The sequence below is a fragment of the Gibbsiella dentisursi genome (assembly GCF_039539505.1).
In the GTDB taxonomy this organism is placed as follows: Bacteria; Pseudomonadota; Gammaproteobacteria; order Enterobacterales; family Enterobacteriaceae; genus Gibbsiella; species Gibbsiella quercinecans.
Genome location: NZ_BAABDG010000007.1, coordinates 710,924 through 722,533 on the forward strand (window position 1 = coordinate 710,924; position 11,610 = coordinate 722,533).

An 11,610-nucleotide genomic window follows, 5' to 3' on the forward strand; every position below is an offset into this window, starting at 1 on the left:
CTCCAGCACTTTCTTACAAAAACTCTTGATTACCTGTTTCAGCCATGTAGTATCGACCAATTAAGTCGTTGTTTTGGAATTTGATCTGGGTCACATGTCGCTACCTACCTCACCGCCCATTTTTACCGTAAGCCGCCTGAACCAGACGGTTCGTCAACTGTTGGAAATGGAGATGGGGCAGATTTGGCTTTCCGCCGAGATTTCCAACTTTACCCAGCCGGCCTCCGGCCACTGGTATTTCACGCTGAAAGACGACCGCGCCCAGGTGCGCTGCGCGATGTTCCGCAACAGCAACCGCCGCACCACCTTCCGCCCGCAAAACGGCCAACAGGTGCTGGTGCGCGCCAATATCACCCTGTATGAACCGCGCGGCGACTATCAGCTGATTGCCGAGAGCATGCAGCCGGCCGGCGACGGCCTGTTGCAACAGCAATTTGAACAGCTCAAGCAAAAGCTGGCCGCGGAAGGGCTATTCGCCCAGCAGGCGAAGCAACCGCTGCCCAGCCCGGCGAAATGCGTGGGGGTAATCACCTCCGCCAGCGGCGCGGCGCTGCACGATATCCTGCAAGTATTGCAACGGCGCGATCCTTCGCTGCCGGTCATCATCTACCCTACTGCGGTGCAGGGGGCAGAAGCGCCGATGCAAATCGTTAATGCGATAGCCACCGCCAACCGCCGTGCGGAATGCGATGTCTTAATCGTTGGGCGCGGCGGCGGCTCACTGGAGGATCTGTGGAGCTTTAACGATGAGCGGGTGGCGCGCGCTATCTTTGCCAGCCAGATCCCGATCGTCAGCGCCGTCGGCCATGAAACAGACGTCACCATCGCCGATTTTGTCGGCGATCTGCGGGCGCCAACCCCTTCCGCCGCCGCCGAACTGGTCAGCCGCAACCAGCTTGAACTGGTGCGCCAGTTGCAATCGCAGCAGCAGAGGTTGGAAATGGCGATGGACTACTATCTGGTGCAGCGCCAACAGCACTTTACCCGTATCAACCATCGCTTGCAGCAACAGCACCCGCACCTGCGGCTGGCACGCCAGCAAACGCTGCTGCTCAAACTGCAGCGCCGGTTGGAAGAAGGTATGCAGTTGCAACTGCGCGGCGCCGGCCGCCGCAACGAGCGAGCCCAACATCGGCTGGCCCAGGCGCAGCCGCTGGGGCGTATCCATCGCGGCCAGCAGCGCCTGCAGCAGCAGGAATATCGTCTGCAGCAAGCGCTTGAGCGCCAGCTAAACGGCTACCGGCAGCGCTTTGGCGTAGCCTGCAGCCAGCTAGAAGCCGTCAGCCCGTTGGCCACGCTGGCGCGCGGCTACAGCGTGACGCAAACGCCGGCTGGCACCTTGTTAAAAACCACCAAACAAGCCCAGGTTGGCGAACTGCTGACCACGCGCCTGCAGGATGGCTGGGTTGAAAGCGAAGTGAAGACCATCACGGTGGCGAAAAAGCCCCGCAAGAAACGTGCGGAAAAATAGCCAGCGGCTAGTGTGTTAAGCGTTGCATTGCCGGGTATGGCGCCTGGCGGCGATATGTGGCGCGATGCTGAGAGTGAATACTTACAGCGGCTGATAGCTGAACCGTACCCGCTTTTTCGAGATCAATCCATGGCCGTTCTGGCACAGATAGTCCACCGCGCCGCAGGCTTTCAGCGCCTGTAACGGCTGACCGCAGTCCGGGCAGTGGGCAAACTGCTGGTAGCTGCTGTTGCAGCCCTCACAATGATAGTGACCATTCACCCAGCCCATCGGCTGGCCACACTGTGGGCAAAGCGCTTCCATCTTCCCTCCCGCCTCTCACGCCCACCCGCGGCTTAAGCCACTGGGCGGGCGGCGACGCATGATTATTTGCTTTTCTTCAGGTGGCTCATCAGGCGTTTACGCTTACGCAGTTGATTTGGCGTCAGCGTGTTGCGCTTGCCGGCAAACGGGTTTTCCCCTTCTTTGAACTGGATGCGGATGGGGGTGCCCATCACGTTCAATGAACGGCGGAAGTAGTTCATCAGATAGCGCTTGTAGGAATCGGCCAGATCGGTCACCTGGTTGCCGTGGATCACCACAATCGGCGGGTTATAGCCCCCGGCATGCGCGTATTTCAGCTTCACGCGGCGGCCACGCACCAGCGGCGGCTGGTGATCTTCAGCGGCCATGTTCATGATTTTGGTCAACATGGAAGTGTTTACACGGCGGGTGGCGCACTCGTAGGCTTCCTGTACGGATTCGAACAGGTTACCAACGCCGCTGCCGTGCAGAGCGGAAATGAAGTGCACGCGTGCGAAGTCAACGAAGCCCAGGCGCAGATCCAGCATTTCCTTGACGTGTTCGCGGTCTTCTTCGCTCATGCCGTCCCATTTGTTTACGGCAATCACCAGTGAGCGCCCACTATTGAGGATAAAGCCCAACAGTGACAGGTCCTGATCGGAAATCCCTTCACGCGCGTCGATCACCAGCAGCACCACATTGGCGTCTTCAATCGCCTGCAGCGTTTTGATCACCGAGAATTTTTCCACGGTTTCGGTGACTTTGCCGCGCTTGCGCACCCCGGCGGTGTCGATCAGCACGTATTCACGTTCGTCGCGCACCATCGGGATGTAAATGCTGTCGCGCGTGGTGCCCGGCATGTCGTAAACCACCACACGCTCTTCGCCCAGAATGCGGTTGGTAAGTGTAGACTTACCGACGTTCGGCCGCCCGACGATAGCCAGCTTAATCGGCAAATCCTGCGGGTTGAAGTCGTCTTCCGGCGCTTCGCCTGCTTCATCTTCGGCCAGTTCGCCGCTCTGCTCCGCCCAGTAAGCCGCATTGGCTTCCTCTTCGGTCAGTTCAACTTCTTCTTCCTTCGCGGGAATGAACGGCACCAGCACATGCTCGATCAGTTGCGTTACGCCGCGACCGTGGGATGCGGCGATAGCATGCACATCCCCCAAACCGAGCGAATAAAAATCAGCGGCGGCCATGTCTGGATCGATACCGTCCGTCTTATTGGCCACCAGGAAAGTCGCCTTCTGGCGGCTGCGCAGGTGTTTGGCAATCGCCTGATCGGCCGGCATCAGCCCGGCGCGGGCATCAACCATAAACAGCACGATATCGGCCTCTTCGATGGCCATCAGCGATTGGCCCGCCATGCGAGTTTCAACGCCGTCTTCGGTGCCATCGATACCGCCGGTATCGATAATGATGAATTCATTACCCTCAACTTCAGCACGACCATACTTGCGATCTCGCGTTAGCCCGGGGAAATCCGCCACCAGCGCATCGCGCGTACGTGTTAAACGGTTAAACAAAGTGGATTTACCCACATTCGGGCGCCCGACCAGCGCGACGACAGGTATCATTGTTGAAGCCTCATTACTTAATAATCAATACGTTACCACGCAGCGGATTCATATCGGCAACGCAGCTATAAAAATACGAAACGGCCCCTGATGCTTCAGGAGCCGTTGCAAAACCAACCAGCGGGCGTACGCGGTTAGCGGGTGAAGGCGTAAACTTTACCGCCTTTGGCCTGGATAATCAGCTTATCGCTGGCCACGGCCGGTGCCGACAGGAAGCCGGAGCTGTCCACTTCCTGCTGGGCGACAAAACGGCCATCCGTGGTGTTGATCCAGTGCAGGTAGCCTTCGGCATCGCCAACCACCAGGTAGCTATTATACATCACCGGCGGGGTTAAATTACGGTGCAGCAGTTCGCTCTGCGTCCACACGGTCACGCCGCCATCAGTGCTCAACGCCACCACGCGGTCGTTTTGATCGACCAGGTAAATACGGCCGGCATCAACGATGAAGTCATTCACCGAACCCAGCTCACGTTTCCACATGATCTGGCCGGAACGCAGATCCAACGCGCTCAGGTTGCCATTGTAACCCAATGCATAGACCACGCCGTCAACAATCACCGGAGTGGTGTCTACGTCGTTCAGGCGATCGATTTCGGTCGCGCCGCTCGGCTGGGAAATGCGCTGCTGCCAAATCAGCTGGCCCTGCTGCATCAGCACTGCGCTGACGCGGCCGTTATCGCCGCCGACAATCGCCGCACCGAACGCCGTTGCCGGCGCAGATTCACCGCGCAGCGAGAGTGAAGGCATATCCAGGTTCACCGTCCACTTCACCGCGCCGTCAGCTTCGTTCAGCGCCTGCAACTGGCCGTTGCTGGTGTGGATCAGCACCATGCCGTCGCTGACCACCGGGCGGGAAATCGCTTCGCCGGCCACTTTGGTCTGCCAGGCAACGGTGCCGTCGCCGGTATTCAGGGCATATACCACCGCTTTCTCACTGCCGACGTAAACGTGGGCGCCAGCGGCGGTCAGGCCGCCAGAGAGCAGCGCAGGCCGGTTGCTGGAGAAGAAGCCGGTTTTTTCGGAAAGATCGACTTTCCATTTTTCATTGCCGCTGTCCGCATCGATCGCTTTCACAATGCCGTGACGGTCGGCAGCATAAATCGTGTTGTCCTGGAACGCCGGGCGCAGGTGCGAATAGTATTCGCCAATCCCGTCACCAACCGACGTGCTCCATACCTTGCTCGGCGTGAACTGGTTCTCAACCTTCGGCAACGGCGACATCGTTACCACGTCTTCTTCACTGTTGAACAGCGAGCAGCCACTCAGCAAGGCGACGGACATCAGCCCAACCAAGAGTGTTTTACGCAATTGCATGGGAATTCCCCTTAGCTGGCCAGATTATTCAATTTCATGCGCAGCAGAACCTGCAGCGCCGGAGAGGCGTTGGAGCTAATGCCCTTTTGATAGGCTTCACGCGCCCCTTTGGCATCATTTTTCGCCAGCAAAATATCACCGCGCACATCTTGCTGCATCGCAACCCAGCCTTCGCCTTTAACGCCATCAAGCGTTTTCAATGCGTCATCCAATTTCTTTTCCTGCAGTTGCACACTGGCCAGACGCAGGCTAATCATTGCCTGCAGGTTGGGCTCTTTCGCCTGCCCCAGCGCCAACAGCAGTTGCTGCTCCGCCTTGGCAAAATCATTTTGCCCCACGAAGTGCTTCGCCAGCTCCAGCGCGGCAAGCACACCATAGCTGTTGCCGTTAGCCTGGATGAACTTCTCCGCCGCGGCAACGCCTTCCGCCTTCCCGCCGGCCAGTGATTCACTCACCTGCTGGTAGGACTGCGACGCTTCCATCATGCTGGTGCTTTGGTGGTTCTGCCAGTAGCGCCAGCCGACCAGGGCACCAATACCGAGTACCACACCCACCGCCAGCGCCTTGCCGTTTTCGGCAAAGAAGCGGCGCACGGTGTCGAGTTGTTCGTTTTCTGTGGTATAGACTTCCACGGTGTCCTTCTCCTCAACCTAACATCGAAGCCAGGCGCGCTGCGACTTCGCTTTGCGCCAGCGTTTCTTGTTCACCGCTGCGCAGGTCTTTTACCACTACCTGCTGGGCTGCCACTTCGTTCTCGCCCAAGATCAGGGCGGCACGAGCGCCCCATTTGTCTGCGCGGCTCATTTGTTTCTTGAAATTACCGCCGCCGTAGTTCGTCATCACTTTCAACTGCGGAGCCGCATCACGCACGGTTTCCGCCAGCGCCATCGCCGCACTCTGCGTGCCTGCGCCGGAAGAAATCACATACACATCCACGGTAGCCGGCGCTTTGAAGTCCGGATTAACGGCCTGCACCAGCAACACCAGGCGCTCCAGCCCCATGGCAAAACCCACCGCCGGGGTTGCGCGCCCGCCCAGCTGTTCCACCAGGCCGTCGTAACGGCCGCCGGCGCATACCGTGCCCTGAGCCCCCAGGCTGGACGTCACCCACTCGAAGACCGTGCGGTTGTAGTAGTCCAGGCCGCGCACCAGGCGCTCATTAATGGTATATGGGATACCGGCTTGCGATAAAAGTTCACACAGGCCGTTAAAATGCTCACGGGATTCTTCATCCAGGTACTCCGACAGGCGCGGGGCACCGTTCAGCAGCGCCTGCACATCCGGGTTCTTGGAATCCAGCACCCGCAGCGGGTTGCTGTACATACGGCGTTTGCAGTCTTCGTCCAGCACCTCAACGTGCTGTTCCAGGAAGGCCACCAGCGCATCACGATAGCGGGCGCGCGCCTCCAGCGAACCGATGGAGTTCAGTTCCAGGCTTACGTGCTCGGCAATGCCAAGCGCCTTCCACCAGCGCGCAGTGAGCAGGATCAGCTCGGCGTCGATATCCGGGCCCTGCAGGCCGAAGACTTCGGCACCCAACTGATGGAACTGGCGGTAGCGGCCTTTCTGCGGGCGCTCGTAGCGGAACATCGGGCCGATATACCACAGACGCTGTTCCTGATTGTACAGCAGACCATGTTCAATGCCGGCGCGTACGCAGCCCGCCGTCCCTTCAGGGCGCAGCGTCAGGCTTTCGCCGTTGCGATCGTCGAAGGTGTACATCTCTTTTTCGACGACGTCGGTCACTTCACCGATGGCGCGTTTAAACAAAGGGGTCTGCTCTACAATCGGCAACCGTATTTCGCTGTAACCGTAGCTGCCGAGCACCTGTTTCAGGGTGCCTTCAATACGCTGCCATAATGCCGTGTCTGCCGGCAGGTAATCGTTCATGCCGCGGATGGCTTGAATATTCTTTGCCACGTGAATTCTCTGTCCGTTTTAGATAAAAATGAACCCGATTATAGGGACTTTGCCGGCCGGTGTTCAATCATCGCCCCGGCCTGAACCGAAGCGTGATGGCGATTGGCGAACCCTGCCTGGCCCCTCGGGCCTATCAAACAAGCGGGCGCTAGCGCCCGCCGATCGGTAATCCGTGCTTATTTTTCCATCAGGTTGACGGTGATAATGCGGTTTTTCTCATCCAGCATCGCAGCCTTGGCGCGGATCTTCGCTTCCAACTGGTCGATCATCGCTTCGTTATCAAAACGCTCTTTCTGCCGCACACCGTCTTCGTAGAAGCCGCTTTTTTTATGGCCGCCAGTCACTCCCATGGTGGAAACCAGCGCTTCGCCCGGCCCGTTGACCACGCAGCCGATGATGGAGATATCCATCGGCGTGATGATGTCTTCCAGGCGCTGCTCCAGCGCGTTGACCGTGCCGATCACGTCAAACTCCTGGCGCGAACAGGTTGGGCAGGCAATAAAGTTGATGCCGCGCGCCCGGATACGCAGTGACTTGAGGATATCAAACCCTACTTTCACTTCTTCCACCGGGTTCGCCGCCAGCGAGATACGCAGTGTGTCACCGATGCCTTCCGACAACAACAGCCCCAGGCCAATCGCCGATTTGACCGCGCCGCTTCGTGCGCCGCCGGCTTCGGTAATACCGAGGTGCAACGGTTGATCGATCCGCGCGGCCAGCAGGCGATAGGATTGCACCGCCAGGAACACGTCCGAAGCCTTAACGCTGACCTTGAACTGATCGAAGTTCAGCCGATCCAGGATATCCACATGGCGCATTGCCGATTCCAGCAAGGCTTCCGGCGTTGGCTCACCGTATTTTTCCTGCAGATCCTTTTCCAACGAACCGCCGTTAACGCCGATACGGATAGGAATGTTTTTGTCGCGCGCGCAATCCACCACCGAACGGATACGGGATTCGTTACCGATGTTGCCCGGGTTGATGCGCAGGCAATCAACCCCATACTCGGCAACCTGCAGAGCAATACGGTAATCAAAGTGAATATCGGCAACCAGCGGCACGTCGACCTGCTGTTTGATCAGTTTGAACGCCTCGGCGGCATCCATGGTGGGAACGGAAACGCGGACAATATCAACCCCCACACGCTCAAGCGCCTTGATCTGGTTTACCGTCGCTTCAACGTCGGTGGTGCGGGTGTTGGTCATTGATTGTACGGCGATGGGAGCGCCATCGCCGATAGGCACCTTGCCGACGTAAATACGTGTTGATTTGCGGCGGTTAATGGGTGCTTGGTTATGCATTACTTACTCTCCATTGCCGCTCTGACAAGCAAAAGCAACCGCGCACTTACTGCGCGGCTACGGTCAGGCGGGCAACACGGTTTGACTTAATAAACCGGCTCAGATCCACCGGCTTACCTTGATACTGAATTTGTACTGCCGCCGGGGCGCCAATGGTCAGCTTATAGGGTGCGGTGCCGTTCAGGCTCAGTTTACCACCGCTTTTCTGAATGCCGCTGAACAGCGTTTTACCGCTGGCGTCCGTCACCTGCAGCCAGCAATCGGCGCTGAAATCCATCACCAATGCGTTCAGATCGGCAGTTGCGCCGCTCTCGGCGACGGGTGCTGCCGGTTCTGGGGCCGCGGGGGCAGTTGGCGCTGGGATCGTCGCCTGGCTGGGAGCAACCACCGCCGGCTGTTGGGCCGGTGCCGCCGGTGCCTGTGCGGTGCCGTTGTCCGGTGCAGACGGTTGCGCATTGCTGCTGCCGTCGTCGGCAGGCGGCGTATTGGTATCCGCATTGTCATCGTTCAACGGAACCGACTGCCCTTCCCCCTGTGACAGCTGCGCCGAGGATTGCACCGCCATCGTGGCGATTTCGTCCTGCTGCGCCTTGTGGTTTTGCCACCACCAGGCGCCGGTCAACCCCACCACGACAAACCCAATCAGCCAGGTGAAGCTCATCAACCAGCCATCGCGTTTTTTGCGGCGCTTGCCCAAAGAAAAACTCTGCATGGGCGCCACTTTTGCTGCTTTCAGCGGCGCCTGCTTGGCCAACATCGGCAACAGTTCTTCTTCCGGCACGTGCACCAGCTTGGCATAGGAACGGATGTAGCCACGCACAAAGGTTGAGGCAAGATCGGCGGAAATATTGTCTTCTTCAATATCACGAACGGTGGACATTTTTAGGCACAGGCGTTCTGCAACCACCTGTTGGCTCATCCCGAGTTGCTCACGGGCTTGACGCAGGCGCTCGCCTGTCGTCATTGATACGGCTTTATCTTGGGAAGCTTCAGTATTCATTAGCTAAGAACTGCTGGTACTGTTTGGATTGTGGAAAACTTCGCGCAAGCTGCTTGCCATAGCGTTGAACGCTGTCCTGGCGGCCGGCTAACGCGGCGAAACGAATCTGTAACCATAAGCTGCTGGCGCTGGCCGGCAGAACATGCTGATAAACATTCAATAAAAGTTGCGACTGTGCGCGCTTCCCTTCTCCAAATTGTTTTTCGGCTTCCGCCAGCAACGGCGCGCCTTTGTCAGGATCGGCCTTCAGCGCGCGGGTTAGTAACGTGCGCGCTTCATCAAACTGCCCAGCCTTTAAGAAACAATAACCTGCATTTTCCTGGCTGTCAGCCACCTGGCCGTAATCTGTAGCCAGCGCAGCGGCGCTAAACTGCTGCTGTGCCGCTACATACTGCCCTAAACTGCAAAGAAACGCACCGTAATTATTCAGCACGGTGCCGTTGTTTGGTGCAAGTTTGCGCGCCTGCTGATAACGCTGCTGGGCGGCGACGTTATCCTGCACCCGCTGATAATAAAGCGCCATACCCAACTGGGTACGATAATCCTGTGGGGCCGCGTTTAGCGCCTTTTCAAGGTTGGGCTTGGCCGCAGCCAGATCCCCCTGGTTAAGATAGGCCAGGCCCAGTTGCAAACGCGTTTCCGCCGAGCCGTTTTGCTGGCTCGCGCTTTCTGGCCCTGAACTTGAACAACCGGCCAGCAGGCCAGCCGCTAACACCACACCCCACAGTCTCAGCTTCATGCCGTGCTCATTCCTTATCTGATTTAGCTATGGACGCATTGTTCACATAACAGACTGTTAGATAACATAAAATCACACTATAGCGTTCAGACCGCCCGGACGTTGATAGGTTCCCCGGCCATTTTCTTTTTCAGCGTGCGTTTGGTGCGGTCGATCACTTCACCGGCCAATTGCCCACAGGCGGCATCGATATCGTCACCACGGGTTTTACGAACAATAGTCGTAAAGCCGTATTCCATCAATACCTTGGAGAAGCGGTCCACGCGGCTGTTGGAGCTGCGGCCATACGGTGCGCCCGGGAACGGGTTCCATGGGATCAGGTTGATCTTGCACGGCGTATCTTTCAAGACCTCCGCCAATTGGTGCGCGTCGTCGGTGCTGTCGTTAACGTGATCCAGCATCACATACTCCACCGTCACACGCCCTTGGTTGGCATTGGATTTCGCCAGATAGCGGCGCACCGCGGAGAGGAAGGTGTCGATGTTGTACTTGCGGTTGATCGGCACGATCTCATCGCGGATCGTATCATTTGGCGCATGCAGCGAAATCGCCAGCGCGACATCGATCATATCGCCGAGCTTGTCCAACGCCGGCACTACGCCGGAAGTCGACAGCGTTACGCGGCGTTTGGACAGGCCGAAGCCGAAATCATCAAGCATGATTTCCATCGCCGGCACCACGTTCGTCAGGTTAAGCAGCGGCTCGCCCATTCCCATCATCACCACGTTGGTGATCGGGCGCTGGCCGGTTACCTTTTGGGCGCCGATGATTTTCGCCGCGCGCCACACCTGGCCGATAATCTCAGAAACCCGCAGGTTGCGGTTAAAACCCTGCTGCGCCGTGGAGCAAAAACGGCATTCCAGCGCACAGCCTACCTGGGAAGAGACGCACAGCGTCGCACGGTCCGCTTCGGGGATATAGACGGTTTCAACCTGTTGGTCGCCGACTTTGATCGCCCATTTGATGGTGCCGTCGGCAGAGCGTTGCTCTTCGGCCACTTCAGGCGCGCGGATCTCGGCGATGCTCTGCAGTCTTTGCCGCAAAACTTTGTTGATATCGGTCATCTGCTCGAAATCATCGCAGCAGTAATGATAGATCCATTTCATGACCTGATCGGCGCGGAAGGGTTTCTCGCCCATTTCAGCGAAAAACTCGCGCATTTGCTGACGGTTTAAATCCAGCAGGTTAATTTTGGCCGCAGCCGGTTTTTCCATTTTAACGGTTTGATTTGTCAGCGAATTATTTTCAGACACGATATGCTCAGATGCGATGGGTTCTAACATGATGATCTATGGCCTCGTTATTACACGTTATGGCGCGAAAAGAAGAGAATAAGTTTGCAATTTAGCCTGCGTTTACACCGCGGCACGCCCCAGGTTTGCCCAGGCAATGCAGCAACCGGGAGTAGAAAAGCAGGCCCCGGACAAGACGTCTTATCCGGGGCGCGGCATTGTACAAATTTTAGTAGCGCGTTTCCATGTCTGAAAGGCTATCGGGGCATTTTTATTGTTTCATCCGATAAACAGCGCCCTGGAGCATAGGTGAACAAGCTATCAACGCGGGCAGATTTCGCTTTCGTCAAAGAAGTAAGCGATTTCACGCGCCGCAGACTCTGGGGAGTCGGAACCGTGTACGGCATTGGCGGTGAAGCTGTCCGCGTAGTCAGCACGCAGGGTGCCGGCCAGTGCGTTTGCCGGGTTAGTCGCGCCCATGATGTCGCGGTTACGCTGGATAGCGTTTTCCGCTTCCAGCACCTGCACCATGATCGGGCCAGAGGTCATGAATTCAACCAGGCCATCGAAGAATGGGCGGCCTTTGTGCTCGGCATAGAAGCCTTCAGCCTGCTCACGGGTCAGTTTGAGCATTTTGGCGGCGATGATTTTAAAGCCCGCGCGCTCAAAACGTGCATAGATAGCGCCGATATCGTTATTAGCTACGGCGTTCGGTTTTACGATGGAGAAGGTACGTTCTACGGTCATAATGGCCTCTGTCTAACTTCCAAAACAG

The 11,610-nt window shown here is 57.5% G+C and carries 11 protein-coding genes; 1 reads left to right on the forward strand and 10 read right to left on the reverse strand.

What is annotated here, in order from left to right; genetic code table 11:
* Window positions 1-94 precede the first annotated feature (94 nt).
* A complete protein-coding gene (xseA, locus tag ABFX35_RS17395) occupies window positions 95-1,471 on the forward strand; it encodes an exodeoxyribonuclease VII large subunit (protein ID WP_346082308.1) in 1,377 nt (458 codons plus the stop codon).
* Between the two features lie 81 nt (window positions 1,472-1,552).
* Here xseA and ABFX35_RS17400 read toward each other — a convergent pair whose 3' ends face one another.
* The 10 genes from ABFX35_RS17400 to ndk all read right to left on the reverse strand — a co-directional run bounded on the left by ABFX35_RS17400 (window position 1,553) and on the right by ndk (window position 11,582).
* Window positions 1,553-1,774: a zinc ribbon domain-containing protein gene (locus ABFX35_RS17400; RefSeq protein WP_279029662.1), complete on the reverse strand. Its 222-nt coding sequence runs from the start codon at window positions 1,772-1,774 to the stop codon at window positions 1,553-1,555.
* 62 nt (window positions 1,775-1,836) lie between these two features.
* Window positions 1,837-3,327 (reverse strand): ribosome biogenesis GTPase Der, encoded by a 1,491-nt coding sequence (gene der, locus ABFX35_RS17405; protein ID WP_279029660.1) that lies wholly within the window; start codon window positions 3,325-3,327, stop codon window positions 1,837-1,839.
* Between the two features lie 134 nt (window positions 3,328-3,461).
* A complete protein-coding gene (gene bamB, locus ABFX35_RS17410) occupies window positions 3,462-4,643 on the reverse strand; it encodes an outer membrane protein assembly factor BamB (protein WP_121553545.1) in 1,182 nt (393 codons plus the stop codon).
* Window positions 4,644-4,654: 11 nt separating this feature from the next.
* Window positions 4,655-5,275 (reverse strand): YfgM family protein, encoded by a 621-nt coding sequence (locus ABFX35_RS17415; RefSeq protein WP_346082309.1) that lies wholly within the window; start codon window positions 5,273-5,275, stop codon window positions 4,655-4,657.
* Window positions 5,276-5,288: 13 nt separating this feature from the next.
* Window positions 5,289-6,563, reverse strand: a complete 1,275-nt coding sequence (hisS, locus tag ABFX35_RS17420) for a histidine--tRNA ligase (protein WP_279026333.1) — start codon at window positions 6,561-6,563, stop codon at window positions 5,289-5,291.
* Window positions 6,564-6,739: 176 nt separating this feature from the next.
* Entirely contained in the window at window positions 6,740-7,864 is a 1,125-nt protein-coding gene (ispG, locus tag ABFX35_RS17425) for a flavodoxin-dependent (E)-4-hydroxy-3-methylbut-2-enyl-diphosphate synthase (RefSeq protein WP_279026332.1), read from the reverse strand.
* 46 nt (window positions 7,865-7,910) lie between these two features.
* Entirely contained in the window at window positions 7,911-8,864 is a 954-nt protein-coding gene (gene rodZ / locus ABFX35_RS17430; protein ID WP_279026330.1) for a cytoskeleton protein RodZ, read from the reverse strand.
* A complete protein-coding gene (gene pilW / locus ABFX35_RS17435) occupies window positions 8,854-9,603 on the reverse strand; it encodes a type IV pilus biogenesis/stability protein PilW (RefSeq protein ID WP_279026328.1) in 750 nt (249 codons plus the stop codon). Before pilW ends, rodZ begins: the two co-directional genes overlap by 11 nt.
* Before the next feature lie 86 nt (window positions 9,604-9,689).
* Window positions 9,690-10,886, reverse strand: coding sequence for a dual-specificity RNA methyltransferase RlmN (gene rlmN / locus ABFX35_RS17440; RefSeq protein ID WP_346082310.1), 1,197 nt, complete (start codon window positions 10,884-10,886; stop codon window positions 9,690-9,692).
* A 270-nt stretch (window positions 10,887-11,156) separates the two neighbouring features.
* The gene (gene ndk, locus ABFX35_RS17445; protein ID WP_095847608.1) at window positions 11,157-11,582 is read right to left on the reverse strand and encodes a nucleoside-diphosphate kinase; all 426 of its coding nucleotides are present in this window, start codon (window positions 11,580-11,582) and stop codon (window positions 11,157-11,159) included.
* Between the last annotated feature and the right edge of the window lie 28 nt (window positions 11,583-11,610).